Genomic DNA, 22,002 nt, shown 5'->3' on the forward strand with positions numbered 1-22,002 from the left:
TCCGCTGACGCCTCCAGCTCCTGTCCTATGCCGCTCTGGGACGCAGCCGGTTGCTCTTCCTGCTCCGGCGCCTTTTTCTCCGGCGATTTCTGCTGCGCAGAACGGTCCTTCTTTTGATCCGTCTCTATCTGATCACCGCTGTGAATATACCTCACTCCCCAGCCCCCTTTACTGTTGATATACAAAAAAGTCGAACAACGACCCCGCTACCTTGCCGCATACCATCGCCATTAAGAGACCAAGCAGCAGATGGGTCATATGCAGACGTTTAGCCAGGATTGGCAGGACATTCAGCACCTCCGTCAGAGCCGCCGCCAGCATGCCGATAAATATGCCGTTGAACAGGCCGACCCCCAGCTCAATCAGCGGGCCGGCCGCCATTTTCCAGTTCCAGAAATCGCTCACCGTCCCCAGCAGGGAACCGCCGACCATCGCTCCCTCATACCAGTGAACCTTGTCATAGGAGGAGGTAAGCTGCGCCAGCCGGGGGATGAGGTCCAGCACTACGAATAGCGCAATCACCCCGCCGCCCACTGCGATTCCCCCGGCAATCCCAAGCAGCAGATGAAGTCCGAGTGACATTGGTGCGGTCATGTGCTCCCCTCCCGGCTGCCGGGCGCCTCGTCCCTGCGGCGTTTCATTTTGCGGTACTCCTCGTTGATTACATATTGATCGATATTCTTCTGATACAGAAACATTTCCACCTCAAGAGGGGTAGGCTCCTCGTTCCATTTCTTTTTGAACAAATGATTGAAAAAAATCACCATCCCAAACCCGATGCCCAGCGAATAGGCGATCTGAAACAGATAAGGATGCTCGTCCTTGTGGCCGGTCAGCATCTCCACAATCCGGATCTGTACCTCCAGCATGCTGACATCGGCATGGAAATTCATAATCGTCAGCGCCGAGCCGAAGAACAGCAGCAGCCAGACCAGCACGAACAGGGCTATAGAAGGTTTAGCAGCCGTAGACGGACCTTCAATCTGGACAATGGTGCGGCCTTCGCCAATCGGCTGAATCTCCGCATCGGGGTACACATCCTGAATCCGGGGAATGACGGTCAGCAGATCAATCAGGATCAGATTGCCGTCACTCTCCTTCGGCTGAAGCACAAGCAGTGTATAGAGCGGCTCCCGCCACTGCGGATCAGTGATCAGATAAGCGACATCGCGCAGCAGCACCCCCTTGCCCTTGGGCACCGTCACCCGGTTCTTAAGCTGGATATATATGCATGTAGCCGGGGAATCAGTGTTCATCTGCGGGCCTCCTTAAGCTCAGGTGTGATGCGGTCCTACGGCAAGAATAAGGGTAGTATGGGAAAAAAGGCTTATTTTTACTCTTCTCCTCCGCAATTCATCGTGACTTACGCAGGACCACCGAAACTTTTCCTGCCTCAGGGCCGTCTATAGTTACAGTTATTTACACAGAAGGGATGGAAGTTCATATGAGACAAGCATTGCACCACTCCTTACGGATGGTTCTCTCTGCATCGATGCTTCTGGCATTCGCTGCGCCGCTCACAGCACATGCAGCCGAGAAGATCGAGGTATACGATTCCTATACCAGCAAGAGCAGCAACGTCCAGCTGTATTCGGTGAGTCAATTGGACGGGAACCAGTTCATCAATGCTGTCATTGCCCGGCAGCCGGATGGGACATATAGTAAATGGCCGGAGGCTTTTCCACATTTCCGGAAGAGTGACAGCGGGAACTTGCAATTGACGGGGATGGATGATCCGGAGCAAGCCTATGTCTATGATACGCAGAGCCAGTCCATTATGCGCAAAAGCGAATACGCCCTCTCTCCTGATGGCCGCTGGGGTGTTCTGGAGCGTTCCCGTTATGAACGGCAGCCGGACGGCTATATCGCGAAATTCGGTGATCAGTATTTGAAAAATACGGCGACTGGCAAAGTATCTGTCTATTATGCTACTCAGCGGTACTACAATGCCCGGTGGATTAACCAGCATACGCTGCTTGAGAGCGGATATAATGAGGCTGCCAGGCAGAATGTGATCAGTACGTACGATCCGTCCACCGGGAAGCGGCAGGAGCTGCTGAGGGGGACCTTGAACAACTGGAACTTGTCGAAGGGACTGCTGCAATATGTCAAAAACGAGCCCAAACGCCTCCCATGGATCTATAATCTGAAGGACGGATCGTCACGGCTGGTCAAGGATGCCCGCGAGCTTGAAGCCTTGTTCCCTGCTGCTCCATCTTCAAGACCGGAAGTCACATTCCCTAAGGGGATGCTGCTGAAAGAGCTGCCTGTCACGGAGATGCCGATCACCTTAGCCTATGAACACAACCTGAATCTGGACGGAAAAAGTGTGGATGTATCCACCATATTCACTAAGGGCGGACAAGAGTGGATACCGGTGAAGCCGCTTGCAGCGGCCCTCGGCTGGAAGATCGAAGTCATGAACATTAGCGCAACAGGCGACCCTTCCGCTGCTTACATCTTTAAAATTACAAACGGTAGCAATCACGCGGTCCTCACCCCTGTGAACAGCTTCAATTCGGCAAGCAGACTGTATATCGCACCAGCGCAGCTTAAGGAGCTTGGGTACAAAAGCATTAAGGTCACTCCATATGTGAAATAAAATCACTCCAGCGGCGGCCCCCCTGCCCCGAGTCTGCCTATACAACAAAGAGGATGTTCCCGGACGGCGCGGCCGTGTAGGAACATCCTCTCTGTATGTTACGCCAGGTCCTGGGGTATGTCCCCTCAGACTGTAGCGCTATGAAGTTAATTCTATTTGGCCGGCTGCAGCTGATCCCTCTGCTGACTGGAGATGAAGAACAGCGCCGTCCAGATCAGCGCGAAGCCGACAATCTGCGGCAAGGTTACAAGCTGCTGATAGACCACCCAGTTAATCAGAATACCGGTCATCGGGAAGCTGAGTTCGGCCAGGGTTGCTACCGAAGCTTTGGTCGTATTCAGTCCCTTGTAGTAGAGCAGCATGCTGAGCAGTCCGGGCAGCAGCGCCTGCAGCAGCAGGTTAATGGCAACTGCCGCCGAGCCGCTGACTCCGCCGCTCATCTGCCACGGGGCGCCTTCCATACTTGTAATTACGAACAGCAACGGGAGCGCCAGAATGAAGCGCAGTGAGGTTACTGTCTCATATTTCATTGAGCCCAGCAGATAACGGCCCATGACTGTAGAGCCGCCCCACAAAGCAGCAGCGCCCAGCGCCATCAGGCTTCCTATGCCCATGAAGCTGTTCACATGGCCGAAGGGAATCGTCCAGCCGAAGGTCAGCAGGTACGTCCCGGCCAGCGCAACAATAAGCAGCGGTGCGAAATTGCGCGGCAGGCGTTCTTTTAGAATAACAGCGGCAAGACCAATGGCGAACAAGGGCTGAAGCTTCTGGAGCAGCAGCACGGCATTGAAGTCTCCGTTGGATAAGGCCTTGGTGAACAAAATGGTCGCTACGGCTGAGCCGCCCCACGATACCACGAGCAGCGCTGCGGCCTGGCGCAGACGGACACCCTTCAGCTCTGCGCGATTGCGCCACATTACCGGAGCGGCAACCAGGAAGAGCACAACATGCTCAAGCAGTACAATCTGGGACGAAGTCAGGGATTTCAGCAGGATAATGCGGAACAGCGGGTCAACTCCCCATAAGGCCGCCCCCAGAACCACCAGCCAGAATCCGCTGCGCACCGGTGCGGTACGCACGCCTTGGGATGAAGCAGATACATTACTCATCTTTCATTCTCCTTGTCGATACAAACCCTCGATAGAGACCAAAAACCCCCGTGAGTCCTGAGAACAGGACAAACATCGGGGGCGTTATCAATAAAGACATACGGAATAGACCCGCCTGCCTTTATCTTATGATCCTCTCCCATCCGGACTTTACCGTCGGCTCTGGATTGTCACCAGATCAGTCGCTTCCTCTTGTGATAGAGTAACGAGTCGCGGGCTTAGTTCTCACGAACATCACCGCCGGTCAGGAATTTCACCTTACCCCGAGAATCTTGTATTCTGTTATTATTTTCACAATCCCAGAATACCTCTGATTATTCATTTCGTCCAGCTTTTTATGAAAATAATCATTATATTTCATTAAATAATCATTAAAACAATCATTCTGCCAAGCAAATCTGCGTACCGTATCCAGGTTCTGGTTCGTTTGGCAGAAACGGCGGCTTGCGATACACTATAGTATGAGCATTAATCATACCCATTATAGAGATTTTATTTGGAGGTCATCATGAAAAGAAGCTTTCCGACCAATCTGCTGTATTCCATCCTAGCTCTGGCCGGCCTTGCCATCCTCGGCTTTATGGCTTATGTTGTCGCCGCTTTTACAGGAGGGATGCTCTTCTATGGTCCGCTGGCCCTCGTCGTCGCTTCAGGGCTGGCTGTACTCTCCGTGTTCAGCATCTTTGGCCTGTTCAGCAGGAAGGTACGGCGGATGATCCTGGCCGCTTTTGCCGGAATCTGTGTGCTGACAGCCGCAGGCCATGAGATCAGACAAGCGTATGTGAACAGCCTTGCGGAAGTGAGGGAGCCGGAGGTCGAGCTGTTTGACTATGCCCCCTTTGAGGCGAATACCAAAGCTGCTTCCCTCGATCACAAGGCGTCCTATCAGCTTACGGAGCAATTGCCTCGTCTGGATGGTGCAACTGCGCTGTATCCGCTGTATTCCGCTTTTGCCCAGGCCGTGTATCCGCAAGGTAACTATACTCCCTACATTGAGAAGGACGGGACAGATTTCGTTGTGTGTACCAGCACCTCCGAGGCCTACAAGCGGCTCATTACGGGACAGGCCGATATCATCTTTGCTGCAGCCCCTTCGGCCGCCCAGACTAAGGAGGCGAAGCTGGCAGGCCGGGAGCTGAAGCTCACTCCGATCGGGCGCGAAGCGTTCGTCTTCTTCGTCAACAAGCGCAATCCGGTGGACAGCTTAACGGTAGAGCAGATTAAGGATATCTATTCCGGCACCGTCACGAACTGGAAGGAGGTTGGCGGCAAGAAGGCGTCTATCCGTGCTTTTCAGCGGGAAGAGAACAGCGGCAGCCAGACCAAGCTGCAAAAAATCATGGAGGACCGCCAGCTGATGGCTCCCCCGAAGGAGAATGTCGCGGATGTGATGAGCGGGATTATCAGCCTGACCGCCAGCTACCGCAACTTCAATAACGCGATCGGCTTCAGCTTTCTGTTCTACGCCTCACAGATGAATGCCAGCGATGAGATCAAGCTGCTGGCTATCGATCAGGTGCCACCCTCCAAGGAGACCATCCGCAGCGGCGAATACCCGCTCGCCGTGGAATTCTATGCCGTAACGGCCGGCAGCACCAACCCGAACATTGAGCCCTTCCTGGACTGGATTCTGTCCGCCGAGGGCCAGGAACTGGTGGAGAAGACTGGGTATACTCCGGTAAAATAAGCAGAACACCAGCATCCTTACGGTGTAAGGGGATGCTGGTGCCTGGGCCTCATCGCTATCTGATGGCATACATTCACCCGCACACCCCCGCGCTTGCCCATTGTATTCGGTTTTCCGCATACATTGGGCCCGCACGCGCTCAGCCATCACATTCTGTTCGGTTTTTCGCCTACATCCGGCCCTCACACAGGCAGCAGCCCTCCCGGAGGTCTTCCTCCGGCGAGGGCTGCATTTGTAAACTTATCCCGTATAATACTCGAAAATCCGTCTGCGCTTCTCCCCGTCCGGGTCGTTCACCACGCCCGAGGATTGGTCAAATATCATGGTTGCCCGCGTCTGCGGTGTGTACTGCGGCCAATCCAGTCCCGGCGCTGCCGGATCTCCACCATGGGCGAAGGCTGTCCAGGCGGTCTGCATTGCCTCCGCCACTGCCTCCATGTCTGGCGTCACGTTCAGGCCATACTGCTTCAGCAGCGGGAGATTGTTGAAGACATATAGAATCTCCGCTCCGTGAATGGCCTTCTCCAGCAGCGGATGCCCGGGCACCGTCCAGTCGAATCGGTACATCCAGACGGGGGCATGTCCCTGCTGCTTCTCCGCGAACGAAATCGAGCTGGCCCAAAAGAACAGGTCGGTCAGCACCTCCGCCTGTCCTTCCCAGGTATGGCTGTAATCCGAGGTCAGCTCGGAGAGGTCGTCTACTCCCATCAGCTGCTCCAGCGCTTTGAGCGATTGCTCGAAATTATCGGCCTTCTGCCCCTCGCGGAAGAACAGATTGCCTTCGTGCAGATTCGTTCCGATCAGCACGGGAATGCCGCTGGCGGCTCCAGCCGCAATGGCCTGTACCGGCTCAACCGGCAGGGTTCCCGGCTCAACGACCGGCTGGAAGAACATATTCATCGAGTCTCCGGACAGCTTGTACGCCATCCGGCCTGCGGCTTCCATAATCTCTCCGGCCGGGAGCTTATGCAACAGCTGTGTGTCGCTGCCGGGCTGAAGACCCAGCTCGGCCAGCAATGCGGCGGCAATCTGCCCGCCCTGCTCCCCATTCAGCGTCTGCGCCGCCCCGCTCTCCATAATAGCCCGGGCGAACAGTCCCTTCGCCGCAGGCATCGCCAGCAGCGCGGCAATGCTCATGCTTCCTGCCGATTCACCGAAGACCGTGACGCGCGCCGGATCACCGCCGAATGCAGCGATATTCTGCTGCACCCATTCCAGGGCAGCAATCTGATCCAGGAGCCCCAGGTTACTGCCCAGCCCTCCGCCCAGCGGAGACAGATGCAGGAACCCGAGCGGACCCAGCCGGTAATTCACGGTAACCACCACGACGTTCCCGGAGACAGCCAGTTTGCTGCCCTCGAACATCGGCTGGCTGCCTGCGCCGGTAACGAAGGTGCCGCCGTGAATCCACATCATTACCGGCAGCGCCCCGGTCTCCTCCGCTACCGCCGGGGACCAGACATTCAGATATAGACAATCTTCATCGTAGACCGGGGTGGTCCCACCGAACCGCGTCCCGCTGGTGCTGACCGGCTGCAGGCTGACCGGTCCGAACTTGATGGCCTCCCGTACGCCGCTCCAGGACTCCGGCGGCTGCGGTGCCCGGAAGCGCAGCTCTCCGAGCGGCGGGGCAGCGAACGGGATGCCGCGCCACACGTTCACGCCGTTCCCCGCTTCTCCCTTCAGTTGCCCATAAGCTGTATTCACCAGTTGTCCTGACATTGCACTCATTCCTTTTCGCTTTATTCCTCAGTCTTTTCTTCAATGACTCTGTAGAGCCCGGAGCGGAAGCGGAACCACTGGAAGATATGGGTCATTACCACTTTAAGCACGGCGTAGCCCGGAACCGCCAGTATGATACCGAGTACACCGAACATTTTTCCGGCAAAAATAATCACAAAAATAATCGTAATCGGGTGAATCCTCAGCGATTTCCCCATAATCTGCGGCGAGATGAACTTCCCTTCGATCAGTTGAACCGCGGTCCAGACAATGACCATCTTCAGCAGCATAAACGGTGAGGTAACCATCGCCACGATCAGCGCAGGGGTAATCGCAATGGCCGGCCCCAGATAAGGAACTACAGCCGTACAAGCGGCAACGATCGCCAGAACCAGCGAATACTCCAGCCCGATAATCAGGTACCCGATATAGAGCAGTGCTCCGATGCAACAGCTGACAATAATCTGGCCGCGGATATACGATGCGATCTGGTTATTCATCTCCTGCATAACCATCCGGGACTGCGGCCGCAGTGCGGTAGGGATGAGTCTCATGAGATAGTCGGGCAATCTTTTGCCGTCGCGCAGGAGATAAAAGAGAATGAATGGCGTAGTCACTACAGCCAGCACAATTTCGGTCAGTGTTCCAACGAAGCTGCCTACGCCGCTGACGGCATTATTCAGGAAGGTTGTGGCCCAGGTCGTCACCTTGCTAGTGATATCACTAAGGTCCGTGCCTACGCTCGACTGAATCTTATTGAACAGTTCACTGCCGGTAAGCTGGAGGAATTCCTCCTGGATCTGCTCACTGTAGACGGGGAAGTTATCAATCAGGCCCATAAGCTGGGTGCGGATGATCGGGATGACCATAAGCAGAACCAGGGTAATGATCCCCATGATGATCAGATACAGAATGACAATGCCATACGCCCGCTTCACCCGGCTTCTCTTCTCCAGACGGTCCACCAGCGGATTCAACAGATAATAGGCGATCCCTGAGAGCAGCAGCGGCGTTGCCACCGTATGCAGAAGCACAGACAGCGGCTTGAACACAAACGGAATCTTTGAGAATACGAGTATCGTTAAGCCCACCAGCAGCGCAATCAGCAGACCCACCACAAACTTGTTGTTCAGAAAAAACTTCTTGAATTTATCCGGCCATACCTGCCGTCTATCCATATCCTGCCGCCCCCTAGCTGCAACTCTTACCTGTTAAGTGTGATTATTTGCACTATGTATAAGCATAGTAACCCTGTGGCTGCAAGTCAAATCAGGGACAATCAACGCAAATAGCAGCCATTGTTAATATCAAAGGTGGCTCCTGTATAAGCTCTGGCTCTGCTGCTCAGCATAAAAATCACCGTATCGGCAACATCCTCCGCCAGCAGCGGCTCAGGATTTAACTGGTGTTCCCGGTATTCCTGCTGCCTCCAAGCGGGGATATGTCCCATCATCGGGGTGTCCGCCATGGTCGGAGCCACTGCATTCACGCGGATCAAAGGGGCAAAATTCATTGCGCAGCTCTTGGTCAAGCCAAGAATAGCAGCCTTCGTTAGACCGTATACTGCATCGGAGCTGCCTTCCTGGCCGGAGACTGATGACATGTTGACGATGACGCCCTTTTGCTTCTGCTCCAGCAGCATGCGTCCGAAGGCCTGGGAGAAGTAGACATACCCTTTGATATTGATATCCATCACCCGGTTGATCTCCTCCGGTGTATAATCCAGCAGGCTGCGGCCCAGATAGATCCCTGCATTGTTGACCAGCCCGCTCACATCGGCATGCTCTTGCTGAAGGGCTGAGAAGAAGTGCTCCACCCCGCTGTAATCGGCGACATCCAGCCGGTAAGTGTAGAGCTTATCCGAAGCGGTTTCGTGCTTCAACTCCTCCAGACGGGGACCATCCAGGTCACAACCAATGACCTCAGCTCCCGCCTCCAGACTATGTCTGACAATGGCCTTACCAATACCTGAAGCAGCACCGGTCACTATTATTTTCATTCCTTGCAGCATCCTTTGACATTCCTCCTTGTAATAGACTTAATAATTACAACCTTACTGAAAGCGCAAATCAACAATGCTTCCGGTCCGCTTGAAGCCCACCGACTGATAGACCTTATTGGAATCGGGATTCGCCGCATCGGCGTAGAGCATGGGCGTCACGCCCTTACTGAGCAGTTCGGCACACAGGGCAGCTACAGCCGCACTCGCATACCCGTGCTTGCGGAACTCACGCGGAGTGAACACTTCATTAATCCGCGCTTGCCTGGCAGACTGATGGGCCAGATTAACCATGGACACCGGCTGTTCCCGGTCAATCCATAGACGGAGCTTGCCCGACTCCGTAACCGCTGCGGCATAGTCCAGATGATCCTCTGCTGCACTCTCCGTACCGAAGCAATCCTGCACGAATCCGGCTAAATACCCCGCGATGAGCGGGATATCACCTGGCCCCGCCTGCTGCAGCCTGCCGCTGACACCATGCGGCAGCTGCACCTCCGGGCAGTGATAGGCCTCCATCATCATCCGGACCTGATAAGACTTGCCGGTAAGCTTGCCGTACGCATCGGCGAACAGCCTCCCCGTCTCCAGCGTTCCGTTAACCCCCGGCAATTCGCGGTCCTCCAGCATTTCCGCCAGCTCCCGGACAAGGGAACGGCGCCTCTCTTCAGCCAGCTCCGGTGATAACCACAACCACGAGTTACGCCCGGCGGCATGGGCGAAGATGAGATCATTCTCCTCTGTCCTGAGCCGCAGGGCTTCCTCGTTCTCGACAATCAAATGGATGAGATTATATTCCACCTCTTCCTGCATGAACTGCCCTGTGTGCAGCACATCATCCCCCGGCCCGAAGCCTACGAACATCCCGCTTCCCCCTCTTAGACTTTTCTATCTATTGTAATGCTCCCCTTGGAAAAAATAAACAGCCCTTAGCCGGAGAATTCCAGCGGCGGACTGCACTAATCGCTATACTATCATTTCTTCTTCTTACCTTTGGCACCCTTGGGGGTAGCGGCCTTGAAGCCTTCTTCATACGTATAGAGCAGATTCTCTTCGAGCTGTTCTCCCTTCAGCACCTTGCGCACCAGGCTTTTAGCAGATTTAGGGGTGACATCCCTGTACCATACGCCTTCCGGGTAAGAGATCACGACACAGGCATCCGAGCATCTTCCGTTGCAGCGGGTTACTGTTGTATGTATCAGCGCATCTGCCCCTTGCTTCGTAATCTCATCCTCAATCGCTTCCGCTACCTCTTCACCCTTATGCTTCTTGCAGTCACTTCCGTTACAGATCAGCAAATGGCTGACCGTTCCTTGCAGATTCCAGGTTGTCATGGCCTTCTTCGCCCCCTCTAATACAACTATACCCTGCTTGTCTCTGACCCTAAACTTTACCTTCCTATTCGAGGATCGTCAATAGCAGGAAAGACTGTTATACTATTACTGAGAATGATTATCATCCAAGAAAAGAGTGACTTGTAACATGCAGACGCGAAATGCCGGCAGTTCATTGCCTACTCCTCATAGCTTTTATATTCCGGTACATGTAACGGCACTGGATCAAGCCTCCTTTAACCGGGAAAATCCCATTCCCCCCTTCACCTCATTCCTGGTAGTAGTCACCGGCGGAAGCGGAGTCATCGGGCTAAATGGAGAACGTATCCGTCTATCCGGCGGTCATATTGTGTGCAGCGACAGTCCGGTGGATATCAGGCTGCCCCGCAGCCATAAGCTGCAGGGTGTGTGGATCGAATACGCGGTGATCTCCGGCAACAGGCGGCCCTTCAGCCCGCTGAACCATGATCTGCCGGTCCGAAGCTGCCCTCCCCATGTAAGCACGCTTGCTGTGCAGCTTCTTAGCAGCTGGAACCAGCCGGAGCAGCGCACGCCATTTGCCTTACAAGCTCTGTTCACAGAGCTGCTCACTGAGCTGCACAATAGTGCTGCTGAGTACAAAGAACCGCAGGCTCAGTGGATTGACCGTGTACTACATCATATAGAGTCTAATTATAATGAAGATTTGACGAGAGAACAGGCTGCCGGACTTGCCGGAGTCACCCCGGAGCATTTCTCCCGTGCCTTCCGCAGATTCACCGGGCAGACCTTCAATCAATATATAACGCTGCTGCGCATTCGTAAGGCCCAGCAGCGTATCCTTACAGGAGCCCCGAATCTGAGTACGCTGGCGCTTGAGGTTGGTTATAGCGAAGGAACCTATTTGAGCCGCAAATTCAAGCAGGTTGTAGGAATTTCGCCTTCAGCCTATCACCGTAAGAGCAAATCCGTAGTCTCGCTGAACTTCAATCATACGGCCAGCCTCCATGCGCTCGAAGTCGTTCCCCGGCTGGGAGTCTATTCGTCCTGGATGGAGAGCATGCAGCCCGTTCCCTCCAGGAAGCTGCTGGATGAAGGAATCGGCTCCGCAGGTCTATACGAACGTCTGTCGTCAGCCCGGCCGGATGTCATTATCAGCTACTCCCTGCCTGACAAGAGCAAGCAGCTCCTGTCCGTCGCACCGGTAATTGAGATTCCCTTCATGCAAATGGACTGGCGGGAGCAATTCCGGCTGATTGCCGAGGTGACTGGGCGTCAGCCTCAGGCTGAGGCCTGGCTAAGCCTCTATGACTGGCATTGTTACCAGGCTAATCAGCTGCTGGACCGGCGGATCGGTGACCGTGGAACCGCCATAGTCCTGGAGCTTGGCGCAGAGACGTCCTACTGCTTCAGCAGCAGCTACGGGCGCGGGACGCAGATTCTGTATCATGATCTTGGCTTCCGCCCGCCGCTTGGCCTCGTTGCCGAGGGACTGCTGGATAAGGGCTATCTGGAGATTGCCTTCCATAACATCGCCCGCTACCCCGCTGACCATATCTTCATTACCTCAAGCAGGGAGGCTGCTGAAGCACTGGAGCCGCTGCAGAGCTTTCTTCACCCAGTACAGCAACATTATATCGGTGACTCTTCAGGCGGAAGAATCTATTACCTGAATCAGCCTGGCATGTTCTACGGGTTCGACCCGCTCTCCTCCGAGGCTCAGCTGAAGGTCCTGGTGCAGGCGCTGACATCATAAATTTACATAGCCGGACATCACATTCAGCCATAGTCTAATCATAGCAAACTCTGTAAAGTGTTATTGAGAATGATAATCGTTCTACATTAAGGAGGCTGCATCTTGAAAATCCCGTATTTACGTTCTCGCCGCATTCACCCGAAGGCTTGGATGGTCCTGTCTCTGCTTCTGGCATTGACTCTTATCGCCTCGGCTTGTGGAAACAACACTTCTAATAGCAGCAATGGTGCTGCTTCAGCTAAGGCTACCGGAACACCCGCTTCCTCCACTCAGCCGGAGAAGGCTGCTGCAACCGCAGCTCCCGCCTTCCATACTGTGACAACTGTGAATGGAGATATTGAGGTGCCGGCAGCACCGCAGCGGATTGTTGCCGAGGAATATCTGGGCAGCTTGATTGCCCTGGATACGATTCCGGTCGGTGCGCCTGGGCTTACACTGGAGAATATGTACTTCAAAGAATTCCTCACAGGAGTCGCCGACACCGGCACATACGGTAAAATGTCACCGGAGAATATCATCGCGCTGAATCCCGACTTGATTATCTCCGGCAATGCAGACAGCTATGCGGCGCTCAGCCAGATTGCCCCAACGGTCATTGTGCCATATGGCGATTTGAAGAATGCGCATGAAGAGCTGACCTATTTCGGCAAGCTGCTGGGCAAGGAGCAGGAAGCAGCAGCCTGGCTGGCTGATTACGATAAGCGTATTGCTGACGCCAAGGCCCGTGTGGATGCAGCCATTCCTGCCGGGGCCACCTTCAGTATTCTGGAGCATGCAGACAAGTCCACCTGGGTCTATGGGGATAACTTCGGACGCGGAGGACAGCCCATCTATCAGGCGTTGGGGCGCAAGCCGTCCACTGGAGTGGCTGCTGAAATTATGGAGAAACAGTGGGCTGAATTATCCGCTGAGACCCTGGGCAAGTATGCGGGTGATTATCTCGTCATTACCGACAATACCTGGACTGCTCAAGACTTCCAGGCAGACCCGATCTGGGGCAGCCTGCCGGCAGTCAAGAACGGGAAGATCTACGTATGGAAAGAAGATCGCTCCTGGTACTATGATCCGATTGCCGTTCTGGCCCAGACGGAGGAGCTGGCCGATTGGCTGACCGGAGTACAACAATAATGGAGTCATGAATAAGCTGCCTGGAGCCTTGAATGGCTTCCGGCAGCTTTTGGCGTTTACCCTATCCATTACTCGGAGATAATATCTGTAGCCCGCCGCCACCGGAACCGGTGAATTATTCTTGCGGTGCACAAGGAGACCTCCATGAAGATTATCAGTATCTATGTCCTGTTAGCTGTTCTTACGCTTACGTTAATAGTCATCATTGATGTGATGTCCGGCATCAGCCTGCGTGCATCCATTCATTCGCTCTCGACCATCTTTGCTACAACCACACTACAGGAAGCCATATGTATCACAATCTTCCTGCTTCTCCCGTTCGTTCAGGTAGCCGTCCATGTCTCTAAGAAGCGTCAATCCCGCCGGAAACCGTCTTAATTCTTCTAACGGTACAATCCGAACTTGCGCCGGACAAGATGAATCAGCAGCAGCAGGATTGGAATCACCGCACAGAATACCGGCAGAATCGTCTGCAGAAAAGTCTTCCCGTCATTCATATGCTCCGAATAATTCTGCGCGCTGACAAAAGAGCTGAACAGCATAATCACGCCTGCCGGAATAACCAGCCTGCTTGTATCATTTACCTTGAAAAGATCGTTGGCAATCGCAACAGCAGCATAACAGTAAACGGTCAGCTTAAAGAACGCCCCGATAATCAGTGTAAGCATAACAAGGGCATCCAGCCGTTGAATGAAATTGGCCATGTTCACAAGGGTAATGGTTGTAAACATGGGAAAGGCGGTACGGCTGTACAGGTTCTCGCCAAGCACAGACATTTCGATTGCATGCGTGAAGCTGAGCAGACAGGCGCTGACAATGATTGCTGCGATTCCGGTCTTCTTAATTTTCAGGGATTTATTGAAGTGGGGCAGAATGGTAGTGAAGCACATCAGTTCGCCGAACGGAAAGATCAGGATGTTGGGATAGGCTGATTTCAAGGCTTGCTTGTAATCATTCATATGAAGCGGAAACAGATTCTTATACTCCACCAGCCCGGCTGAGATTACAGCAATAATACAAATGCACCCCATAATGATCACGATCCACAGGACAATCTCGGCAGTCCTCGCGAACACTTCTATCCCTTTGCTCAGGATATACATCACTGCAATAATCATGATTGAATTAATGATCAGAATCGGGGTTTTGTCATAGGAGGCCGAGATCAGCAGATCACCCGCTTCCCGCAGATTTCTGGAGCCGTTATAGAGAAGCACCGGCAGGAACAGCAGACTTACCGGCCAGCCCAGCCATGGCCCGAGAATAGAACGCGTATACCCGCTTATGATCTGGTTCGGGAATTGGAGATAGAGATGTGCGAACACCAGATACAGCACAATGCCCCCGGGAAGGGCAATCAGAATGGCGAGCCAGACTGCATGTCCGCTCTCCAGGCCAATAGGTACAAGCACGGCGGTTCCCAGCTCAAACAGAATGATCAAGGCAAGCAGTTGATTGGGGCCGATCATTTCTTTTTTCATAAACATCAATCACCTGATTTCTGCGGTTAAGCCAATTATTTACCTTCGGGGATATAAGGTTTCAGACTCATGCCTGTACTGCGGATGTAAGCCTTGATCTTGAGGTCCAGCTTCCCCTCCGCGAAGATCCGGCCCCAGTCCCCGTCCAGCGCCGCCCATTCCTGCGGATTCGTCCGCTTCAGCTCATTGCCGAAATTGAAAATATCGCTCTCCAGCTGTTGTCCCTTATGAAAAGCCTGCATCACTTCAGTCCTCGTTTTCTTCTCCAGCTCTTGTTCAAGCTTCATGATCTCTTCCCGCTTGCTGAGATCCACGAAGCTGTCCGTTTCATTGACGCTCCCCTCCTCTGCAATCGTCACATGAAAGACCGGAAGACCATCCTCAATCGCGGTCTTTACCTCCGTTCTGGAGTAGATGATATTGACGGCAACGGATTCTTTTTTATCATCTGCATCAATATCCAGCACTGTTTCTTCTATCTGGTTAAGCAGCCACTCGGTTCCCCTTGCTTCGGAGTCCTTCATCCAATAGAGCAGCTTACCCTGCCTGAAGACCCCAAGCCCGCTCATCACCGTCTCGGTCAGGGTCTCAGACCCCTCCAGATTGCTTTTCTTCTTCCCTTCCTCAGCATCTCCATTGATCTTCACCGCATTGATCGTCAGATCGCCTTCTCCTGTAATGCCGTGAATGACATCGAAGACACTGATCGGCCGGTTCTCCCCCCAGACACTGGAGGTATTCTGCGCTTTTTTGACCAGCCCCAGAGCCGGCAGACTTTCTACAGGAGTCAGCAGCTTCAAGACAGAGGCGGCATCGCTGCCACGGGCAACCAGTATTTCTGAATTGAGCCGCAGCTCATGGGACCGCTCGAAGATGTCGAAGATATCGTTAATCCCATCCCGCGCCAAGGGCTCTCCAAGCACAATAAGCTGGGTATGGGCAAAAAAAAGCTGGCGGGTCACATGCTTTGACGCCCGCCGCAACGCGCCGAACATCGTTTTGTCTGTGGCTGACACCACCACTACAGCAGGCTTGCCGCTCCCGGGAGAGGTACTCGTCGATGTGGAAGACGGATTGACCAATTGAAAGGTGACCCGGTATTCATCGGTCTCCGGAACAAGATCCATCCCTATACCGCTGACAACGGCCAGCTCGTTCAATTCCCGGCTGTTCCAGCAGCCGCCAAGCGGCAGGACCAGCACCGCTATAGCGATCAGACGCAGCAGTCCCTTACCGTTCATCGGCTTTCCTCCCGGCGGCCCTTTTCCCTGCGGGAGAGGCTGAAGAGCGGTTGCTGTTGTTGACGAGCCGCTTTCTAAGCCTCGTGAAGCTCTGGGGAGAGCGGATGAAGGTATCCTTCAGATTTCCCGGAACAAAGGGACCGATGGGCGTCATGTAAGGAACACCGAGTGAGCGCAGACTGCACAGATGGGCAATCAGCATAATAGTAAATATAGCGATGCCATACAGCCCCATAAATGCGGCAATCGCCATGATGATGAACCGCAGCATGCGGATGGAGAGCGCCATGTTGAAGGCAGGTGTAGCAAAGCTGGAGATTCCTGTGAGCGAGACCACGATTACCATCGCCGGCGAGACGATCCCTGCCTGAACCGCCGCTGTCCCAAGCACCAGACCGCCGATGATGGATACGGTCTGGCCGATCGGCGAAGGCATGCGGACCCCTGCTTCCCGGATAATCTCGAAGGTAACCTCCATCAGAACCGCTTCTACAAAGGCAGGGAACGGCACCCCCTCCCGCTGTGACGCCAGATTGATCAGCAGCGGGGTCGGAATCATCTCCTGATGGAAGTTCAGCGCCGCGACGAAGATCGCCGGACCATACATTGAAATGACCAGGCACACAAAGCGGAGCATCCGGATCAGCGAGGAGATATCATACCGCTGATAATAATCCTCGACCGTATGAAAGAACATGAAGAAGGTAGTCGGGGCAATCAGCACAAACGGAGTACCGTCTACGAAGATGGCAATCCGTCCATCAAGCAGATTGCCCGCGACACTATCCGGGCGCTCTGTATTGAACATCGTGGGGAACGGGGAATATTTATTGTCCTCCACGATCTGCTCAATATATCCCGACTCCAGAATCATATCGACCTTAATCTCCTGAAGCTTATCCTTGAATGCCTGAATCGTCTCTTCGTCGGCAATGCCGCGGATATACATAATCGTGATATCGGTGTGGGTCACATCGCCCAGCTTCATGGTTTCGGTCCAGAGGTCCGGGTTCTTGATGATTTTGCGGACCAGGGCAATATTCGTGCTGATGGTCTCCGTGAAGCTTTCTTTGGAGCCGCGGATGGCGACCTGGGTGCCCGCCTCAGTAACCGCGCGGGACTCCCCGCCGCAGGTGCTTCCACTGATGCCTCCCCCCACTCCGTTCACCAGAATAACCGTATCGCCCGAGAGCAACGCCTCCAGCAGTCCGTTAATATCTGTAACCAGCTTCTCCTTGCCGATACTAAGGGCATTCTCTTTAATATAGCTGTAGACTTCCTCCGGGGTTACCGCAAGCCGCGCACGGTCATTCAGAGCTTGAAAGGACATCACATGCGAGATGTAGTCATCGACCATCACTCTGTCGGTAATGCCGGCGATATATATTGCAGCCACACGGGCTGTTCTATTAATTAATTCATAGATGCGTATAACCAGATCGGGACTGTTCCCGAGCCTTGCTTGAATGGTACTGATGTTGTCTTCCAGCTTAGGGGAGACCGGCGAATTTATATTCTCCATATCCGCACCTCCTGGCTCTTACTATTCGCCCGCTATCCTTTTTTTATACAGCATATGGAATATGTAAAAGCAGAACAAGCTGCCCCCGGTACGGAATAATCCGTGTAAGGGACAGCATGTGCAGATACAGCTTATGGTATAGCGCCGGTACACCGGCTGATATCTCTGAAGGAGGAATGCTAGTGGTTATCTACTACGCCAAGCGCCTTGTTCTTCTCCTTGAACCGGTCATTATGGGAGGAGACGTAGGCCACCTTCTCAGCGGTAGGGTCCATGTACAGCTTCGCGCTGTTCAGGGCAAGCACCGCATCAGTGAACGTTCCGGCAATGAGCCGTACCTTACTCTCATGATCCACGAAATCTCCGGCAGCGAAGATACCCGGCAGATTGGTCTCCAGCTTACCACTGACGTTCGCACACCATTCTCCCATATCCAGTCCCCAGTCCTTGAGCGGACCGAAGTCGCTTCTCAGCCCGTGGTTGACAATGACGGCATCGACCTCAAGCTGCTCATGCTCTCCGGTCTGAATATGGCAGACGGTCACCTGATCGATCTGCTCTCCGTCACTGCTGTGCAGCTGGCTTACCGCACAAGGCACGCGCACATCCACCGAGGAGGCCTTCATCCGGGCAATATTCTTCTCATGCCCGCCGAACTGCTCCCGGCGGTGTACCACAGTTACACTGGCGGCAATCCCCTCCAGCTCATTCGCCCAGTCCACTGCGGAATCTCCGCCGCCCGAGATCAGCACCCGCTTGCCGCGGAAGGGCTCCAGCTCCTGTACCGTGTAGTGCAGATTCGTCACCTCATAGCGGTCCGCGCCTTCAATCTCCAGCTTCGCCATCTGCAGAATACCGTATCCGATGGTAAGTATGACGGTACGGGTCCAGTGCTGCTCGCCTGTGGCTGAGGTCAGGATATACGTTCCGTCCTCCTGGCGGGCCTGGTGAACAATCTGCTGTCCGAATACAAGGGTAGGATCGAAGGTGCGCGCCTGCTCTGCCAGCTGATCAATTAACTGGCGGCAGAGAATAGGTGTTACTCCTCCCACATCCCAGATCATCTTCTCAGGATAGATCAGCATTCTGCCGCCCAGCTCATCCTTCGCTTCAATCAGCTTAGTCTTCAGATCCCTCATTCCACTATAGAACGCTGTATACATACCTGCGGGGCCGCCGCCAATAATCGTCACATCGTATAATTCCATTGCTTCATTCATTGATATCCCTCCAAGGTCTGGTTGTATTTAAGATTTGGTACGGGCCAGAAGATACAGAAAGTATGGAGCACCGATGACAGCTACCACAATGCCGGTAGGAATCTCGGACGGCTGCAGAATCCGCCGTCCTATTGTATCGGCTGTAATGACAAGCAGCGCGCCGATCAGCGCAGAGGCGGGCAGCATCAGCTGATGCTTCGGTCCGACCAGCCGCCGCGCCAGATGCGGGCCGACCAGCCCGACGAAGCCGATGCCTCCGCTGACCGCTACGCTGGAAGCCGCAAGGCCGACCGCTGCTGCCAGCAGACGGAACTGCTCTCTGCTCACATTAGCACCGAGTCCTGTCGCTGTCTGCTCGCCCAGATTAAGTACATTCATCACCCGTGCCTTGTAGATGACATAAGGCAGGAGAATCACGATCCAGGGCAGCAGGGATAAGACAAACTTCCAGCTTGTGCCCCAGATGCTGCCCGCCAGCCACGTGGCAACGAACTGATACTTGTCCGGGTCGAGGCGAAGCGTCAGCACGATCATCGCCGCGCTCATGCCTGCCGCCACTGCGACCCCGGTAAGCAGCAGCCGGATCGGCGCAATGCCCTGATGCCGCTTGTATGCGAGGCTGTAGATCAGAGCAGCAGTACAGGCCGCCCCGGCAAAGGCAACCACAGGCAACAGATAGACCGGTGCCGCCGAGGTCGTCGGATAGAAAGAGATCAGCAGCATAACCATCAGTCCGGCCCCGGCATTAATGCCGAGAATACCCGGATCGGCCAGATCATTGCGGAAGACCCCCTGCATCACTGCGCCGGATACGGCAAGTGCGGTACCAATTAACAGAGAAATGACAATCCGCGGCAAACGGAACTGGAACAGAATCAGCTCCTGCTTCTCCGTCCCCTTGCCGACCAGCGTATCCAGCAGTTCAAGCGGAGTAAGTCTTATGTATCCTGTATTCATACTTATAATGAACATTATCACAATCAGAACGGCCAGCACGCCGATCACCCTCAGGCCATACTTACGCCTTGCATCTTCTGAAGAAATTCTCTTATGGCTCTGCATCTTTACAGCTCCCTTCTTTCTTTTCGGGCCAGATACAGGAAGAACGGTACCCCAATCAGGGCTATAATCGCACCCACCGGCGTTTCATGCGGCGGATTGATCATCCGTGCCGTCAGATCGCCCCCGACCACCAGCAGCGCACCCAGCACCGCAGAGCAGGGAATAATCCAGCGGTAATCCACACCCACCATATAGCGCGTCAGATGGGGGATGATCAGGCCGACGAACCCAACAGCTCCCACTACAGCTACCGAGGCTCCGGCTAGAATCAGGACAATTAGCGTACCAGCTAATTTCACCAGTCCTGTACGCTGCCCCAGCCCCTTGGCAATATCCTCACCCAGGCTGAGCATCGTAATCGAACGGGACAGCACGATGGCTCCCAGGATAGCCGCTATCACCCATGGGGACATGATCTGCAGCTGGAACCATTTCGTTCCTGCCAGACCACCGGCATACCAGAAGGCGAGATCTTGTCCGATGCGGAAATAAAGGGCGATGCCTTCGCTTAGCGCAGAGAGCAGCGCACTGAGAGCAGCACCTGCCAATACGAGCCTGGCCGGGGTTAGTCCGCCCTTCGCCAGCGAGCCTACACCGTAGACAATTCCCGCTCCGGCTCCGGCGCCAACGAAGGAATAGAGAATGAGATACATGAACGGCAATCCCGGAAAAAATGCAAAGCAGACAGCCAGCGCAAAGCCTGCTCCAGAGTTAATGCCCATCAGTCCCGAATCCGCCAGCGGATTGCGGGTCATCCCTTGCATAATAGCCCCTGCCACAGCGAGGCTGGCTCCCACCATTACGCCGCCCAGCACACGCGGCAGCCTAAGCTCGCGGATGATCTGATGCTCGGTAAGTTCGGGATTGAAATGAAAGACTGCGGTCCATACGACCGACAGCTTAATATCTGCGGCCCCGAACGATACGGAAATAGCGATACCCAGCGCCAGCGCAATCAAACCGCCAATAAGAATTAATGTTGCCGCCCAGGGACGGGACCGCAGCTTCAGCCGCTTTGCCTTCTGATCCAGCCCGCTCCCGGACACTGCCTGTTGATTCATGAATGTCACCTGTTTCTTTGAAATTGATTCTCATTATCATTATAATATTGTAAAGGAACAGGTCAAGGTTTGGCAATGGACAAAATAAAAATAAGAAAACCGCCTTCGTTGAAAAGGCGGTTTATTGCTATCGGCCGTAACGAAATAATGAGCCTAATCCGACAGTGCCCGCATGATGTTGGATTTCGCCTCTGCCGCAATCGCTTCATTCCCGTCATCGACCGCTTGCATTAAGATCAGCATGGGGATGTATACCGCCATCAGCCGCGCCAGCAGCTTCGTCTCCTCGTCCGCTCCTCCGTACGTTTCGAAAAACACACCGCGGGCGTAAGGTGGTAAAAAGCTGTAAGCAACGCTCAAATCGCAAGCCGGATGGCCTACGCTCAGATCGCCCCAATCAATGATGCCGGAGACAATCCCGTTCTCATTCACAAGCATATTTTTGAAATGAAGATCGCCATGCAGGAGTGCATTCACCGCCTCGACACGGTCCTTTTGCAGACTGTTAATATACGCTTCGATCACACCGGACTCCTCCGGCGACAAGTGTTCAACCAGCTTCGATAGAAAGCCCTCCAATTTCACTTTGCGTGATGCTATGTCCGTCAAGCTTCGATGATCTTGCTGAACTCCGCACTTCAGCGCCGCCTGCACCGGGAACTCATGCAATCTCCGCAAAAATGCCGCCAGCGTCTCTGCCGATAAAGCCCGGCGTTCTTCCGTCAAACCGATTGGGAAATCTCCTGGCACGTGGGCATAGCCAAGAAATGGTGCCGGATATTCGTCACTTGCTTCGCCATAAAACAACGGTTTCGGATAGGGGATGGTCACATATGCCTCCAGCTTCGGCAGCAGCTTCCCTTCCATACGAATCGCGCCAACGGCAAACGTTCTTCTTGGAAACCGGAACACGTACTCGTCACCGATGAGAAAAACCGTATTGTCCCAGCCCCAGCCCAATCGCTTCACTTGCTTCGATGACAACTGAGGGAATTGTCTTCCGATCAGCGTCCGCGCCTGCTCTTCGTTAACCTCCCACTCCGCATCCCATACATTCGTTCCTCCCATGAATTGTCTGCCTCCTCGTTCCTTACTTTAC

Annotated in this window: 20 protein-coding genes and 1 riboswitch; of the genes, 5 read left to right on the plus strand and 15 right to left on the minus strand. The window is 54.1% G+C overall.

The annotated features are described in order from the left end of the window. Window positions 1-168: 168 nt before the first annotated feature. Together NST69_RS19695 and NST69_RS19700 are read right to left on the minus strand one after the other, a co-directional pair. The gene (locus NST69_RS19695; protein ID WP_340951603.1) at window positions 169-594 is read right to left on the minus strand and encodes a stage V sporulation protein AB; all 426 of its coding nucleotides are present in this window, start codon (window positions 592-594) and stop codon (window positions 169-171) included. After that, the gene (locus tag NST69_RS19700) at window positions 591-1,256 is read right to left on the minus strand and encodes a stage V sporulation protein AA (RefSeq protein WP_340951600.1); all 666 of its coding nucleotides are present in this window, start codon (window positions 1,254-1,256) and stop codon (window positions 591-593) included. The genes NST69_RS19695 and NST69_RS19700 overlap by 4 nt, the downstream gene beginning before the upstream one ends. Window positions 1,257-1,444: 188 nt before the next feature. Between NST69_RS19700 and NST69_RS19705 the strand changes: the two genes are divergently transcribed. Then, a complete protein-coding gene (locus NST69_RS19705) occupies window positions 1,445-2,602 on the plus strand; it encodes a hypothetical protein (RefSeq protein ID WP_340951597.1) in 1,158 nt (385 codons plus the stop codon). A 152-nt stretch (window positions 2,603-2,754) separates the two neighbouring features. Here the strand turns inward: NST69_RS19705 and NST69_RS19710 are convergent, their stop codons facing one another. Beyond that, window positions 2,755-3,711: a DMT family transporter gene (locus NST69_RS19710; protein ID WP_340951594.1), complete on the minus strand. Its 957-nt coding sequence runs from the start codon at window positions 3,709-3,711 to the stop codon at window positions 2,755-2,757. A gap of 127 nt (window positions 3,712-3,838) precedes the next feature. Next, a riboswitch (FMN riboswitch) is annotated at window positions 3,839-3,986 on the minus strand. A 233-nt stretch (window positions 3,987-4,219) separates the two neighbouring features. Here NST69_RS19710 and NST69_RS19715 point away from each other — a divergent pair. Then, window positions 4,220-5,398, plus strand: a complete 1,179-nt coding sequence (locus NST69_RS19715; RefSeq protein WP_340951592.1) for a substrate-binding domain-containing protein — start codon at window positions 4,220-4,222, stop codon at window positions 5,396-5,398. A 240-nt stretch (window positions 5,399-5,638) separates the two neighbouring features. Here the strand turns inward: NST69_RS19715 and NST69_RS19720 are convergent, their stop codons facing one another. From NST69_RS19720 to NST69_RS19740, 5 genes are all read right to left on the minus strand, one after another. After that, window positions 5,639-7,120: a carboxylesterase/lipase family protein gene (locus tag NST69_RS19720; protein WP_340951590.1), complete on the minus strand. Its 1,482-nt coding sequence runs from the start codon at window positions 7,118-7,120 to the stop codon at window positions 5,639-5,641. Between the two features lie 20 nt (window positions 7,121-7,140). Further along, entirely contained in the window at window positions 7,141-8,298 is a 1,158-nt protein-coding gene (locus NST69_RS19725) for an AI-2E family transporter (protein ID WP_340951588.1), read from the minus strand. Between the two features lie 101 nt (window positions 8,299-8,399). Then, window positions 8,400-9,131 (minus strand): SDR family oxidoreductase, encoded by a 732-nt coding sequence (locus NST69_RS19730; protein ID WP_340951586.1) that lies wholly within the window; start codon window positions 9,129-9,131, stop codon window positions 8,400-8,402. Between the two features lie 42 nt (window positions 9,132-9,173). After that, on the minus strand, window positions 9,174-9,983 hold the full coding sequence (locus NST69_RS19735) for a GNAT family N-acetyltransferase (RefSeq protein ID WP_340951584.1): 810 nt from the start codon (window positions 9,981-9,983) through the stop codon (window positions 9,174-9,176). Window positions 9,984-10,093: 110 nt separating this feature from the next. Beyond that, the gene (locus NST69_RS19740) at window positions 10,094-10,453 is read right to left on the minus strand and encodes a (2Fe-2S) ferredoxin domain-containing protein (protein ID WP_036727434.1); all 360 of its coding nucleotides are present in this window, start codon (window positions 10,451-10,453) and stop codon (window positions 10,094-10,096) included. A 148-nt stretch (window positions 10,454-10,601) separates the two neighbouring features. Here NST69_RS19740 and NST69_RS19745 point away from each other — a divergent pair, with 148 nt between their 5' ends. From NST69_RS19745 to NST69_RS19755, 3 genes are all read left to right on the plus strand, one after another. Then, window positions 10,602-12,188 (plus strand): AraC family transcriptional regulator, encoded by a 1,587-nt coding sequence (locus tag NST69_RS19745; protein WP_340951581.1) that lies wholly within the window; start codon window positions 10,602-10,604, stop codon window positions 12,186-12,188. 108 nt (window positions 12,189-12,296) lie between these two features. After that, on the plus strand, window positions 12,297-13,316 hold the full coding sequence (locus NST69_RS19750; RefSeq protein WP_340958027.1) for an ABC transporter substrate-binding protein: 1,020 nt from the start codon (window positions 12,297-12,299) through the stop codon (window positions 13,314-13,316). Window positions 13,317-13,460: 144 nt separating this feature from the next. After that, window positions 13,461-13,694, plus strand: a complete 234-nt coding sequence (locus NST69_RS19755; protein ID WP_209870112.1) for a hypothetical protein — start codon at window positions 13,461-13,463, stop codon at window positions 13,692-13,694. 5 nt (window positions 13,695-13,699) lie between these two features. Here the strand turns inward: NST69_RS19755 and NST69_RS19760 are convergent, their stop codons facing one another. From NST69_RS19760 to NST69_RS19790, 7 genes are all read right to left on the minus strand, one after another. Then, complete coding sequence (locus NST69_RS19760) at window positions 13,700-14,797, minus strand: GerAB/ArcD/ProY family transporter (RefSeq protein WP_340951578.1); 1,098 nt, start codon at window positions 14,795-14,797, stop codon at window positions 13,700-13,702. A 35-nt stretch (window positions 14,798-14,832) separates the two neighbouring features. Further along, on the minus strand, window positions 14,833-16,038 hold the full coding sequence (locus NST69_RS19765) for a Ger(x)C family spore germination protein (RefSeq protein ID WP_339249428.1): 1,206 nt from the start codon (window positions 16,036-16,038) through the stop codon (window positions 14,833-14,835). After that, complete coding sequence (locus NST69_RS19770) at window positions 16,028-17,560, minus strand: spore germination protein (protein WP_340951576.1); 1,533 nt, start codon at window positions 17,558-17,560, stop codon at window positions 16,028-16,030. The genes NST69_RS19765 and NST69_RS19770 overlap by 11 nt, the downstream gene beginning before the upstream one ends. Window positions 17,561-17,739: 179 nt before the next feature. Continuing rightward, on the minus strand, window positions 17,740-18,780 hold the full coding sequence (locus tag NST69_RS19775; RefSeq protein WP_036727441.1) for an NAD(P)/FAD-dependent oxidoreductase: 1,041 nt from the start codon (window positions 18,778-18,780) through the stop codon (window positions 17,740-17,742). Window positions 18,781-18,807: 27 nt separating this feature from the next. Continuing rightward, window positions 18,808-19,842 (minus strand): iron ABC transporter permease, encoded by a 1,035-nt coding sequence (locus tag NST69_RS19780; RefSeq protein ID WP_340951574.1) that lies wholly within the window; start codon window positions 19,840-19,842, stop codon window positions 18,808-18,810. 2 nt (window positions 19,843-19,844) lie between these two features. Then, window positions 19,845-20,903: an iron ABC transporter permease gene (locus tag NST69_RS19785; protein WP_340951571.1), complete on the minus strand. Its 1,059-nt coding sequence runs from the start codon at window positions 20,901-20,903 to the stop codon at window positions 19,845-19,847. Window positions 20,904-21,056: 153 nt separating this feature from the next. Further along, window positions 21,057-21,971, minus strand: coding sequence for a phosphotransferase (locus NST69_RS19790; protein ID WP_340951569.1), 915 nt, complete (start codon window positions 21,969-21,971; stop codon window positions 21,057-21,059). Between the last annotated feature and the right edge of the window lie 31 nt (window positions 21,972-22,002).

Origin of the sequence: Paenibacillus sp. FSL P2-0089, assembly GCF_038595095.1 — a bacterium.
In the GTDB taxonomy this organism is placed as follows: Bacteria; Bacillota; Bacilli; order Paenibacillales; family Paenibacillaceae; genus Paenibacillus_AQ; species Paenibacillus_AQ silagei.

Excerpts from the sequence above, each read along its gene's own strand:
- NST69_RS19780 (WP_340951574.1), bottom strand. The coding sequence starts at position 19,842 with ATGCAGAGCCATAAGAGAATTTCTTCAGAAGATGCAAGGCGTAAGTAT.
- NST69_RS19770 (WP_340951576.1), bottom strand. The coding sequence starts at position 17,560 with ATGGAGAATATAAATTCGCCGGTCTCCCCTAAGCTGGAAGACAACATC.
- NST69_RS19695 (WP_340951603.1), bottom strand. The coding sequence starts at position 594 with ATGACCGCACCAATGTCACTCGGACTTCATCTGCTGCTTGGGATTGCC.
- NST69_RS19710 (WP_340951594.1), bottom strand. The coding sequence starts at position 3,711 with ATGAGTAATGTATCTGCTTCATCCCAAGGCGTGCGTACCGCACCGGTG.
- NST69_RS19715 (WP_340951592.1), top strand. The coding sequence starts at position 4,220 with ATGAAAAGAAGCTTTCCGACCAATCTGCTGTATTCCATCCTAGCTCTG.
- NST69_RS19705 (WP_340951597.1), top strand. The coding sequence starts at position 1,445 with ATGAGACAAGCATTGCACCACTCCTTACGGATGGTTCTCTCTGCATCG.
- NST69_RS19745 (WP_340951581.1), top strand. The coding sequence starts at position 10,602 with ATGCAGACGCGAAATGCCGGCAGTTCATTGCCTACTCCTCATAGCTTT.
- NST69_RS19755 (WP_209870112.1), top strand. The coding sequence starts at position 13,461 with ATGAAGATTATCAGTATCTATGTCCTGTTAGCTGTTCTTACGCTTACG.
- NST69_RS19700 (WP_340951600.1), bottom strand. The coding sequence starts at position 1,256 with ATGAACACTGATTCCCCGGCTACATGCATATATATCCAGCTTAAGAAC.
- NST69_RS19730 (WP_340951586.1), bottom strand. The coding sequence starts at position 9,131 with ATGCTGCAAGGAATGAAAATAATAGTGACCGGTGCTGCTTCAGGTATT.
- NST69_RS19765 (WP_339249428.1), bottom strand. The coding sequence starts at position 16,038 with ATGAACGGTAAGGGACTGCTGCGTCTGATCGCTATAGCGGTGCTGGTC.
- NST69_RS19735 (WP_340951584.1), bottom strand. The coding sequence starts at position 9,983 with ATGTTCGTAGGCTTCGGGCCGGGGGATGATGTGCTGCACACAGGGCAG.
- NST69_RS19760 (WP_340951578.1), bottom strand. The coding sequence starts at position 14,797 with ATGAAAAAAGAAATGATCGGCCCCAATCAACTGCTTGCCTTGATCATT.
- NST69_RS19790 (WP_340951569.1), bottom strand. The coding sequence starts at position 21,971 with ATGGGAGGAACGAATGTATGGGATGCGGAGTGGGAGGTTAACGAAGAG.
- NST69_RS19725 (WP_340951588.1), bottom strand. The coding sequence starts at position 8,298 with ATGGATAGACGGCAGGTATGGCCGGATAAATTCAAGAAGTTTTTTCTG.
- NST69_RS19775 (WP_036727441.1), bottom strand. The coding sequence starts at position 18,780 with ATGAATGAAGCAATGGAATTATACGATGTGACGATTATTGGCGGCGGC.
- NST69_RS19785 (WP_340951571.1), bottom strand. The coding sequence starts at position 20,903 with ATGAATCAACAGGCAGTGTCCGGGAGCGGGCTGGATCAGAAGGCAAAG.
- NST69_RS19720 (WP_340951590.1), bottom strand. The coding sequence starts at position 7,120 with ATGTCAGGACAACTGGTGAATACAGCTTATGGGCAACTGAAGGGAGAA.
- NST69_RS19740 (WP_036727434.1), bottom strand. The coding sequence starts at position 10,453 with ATGACAACCTGGAATCTGCAAGGAACGGTCAGCCATTTGCTGATCTGT.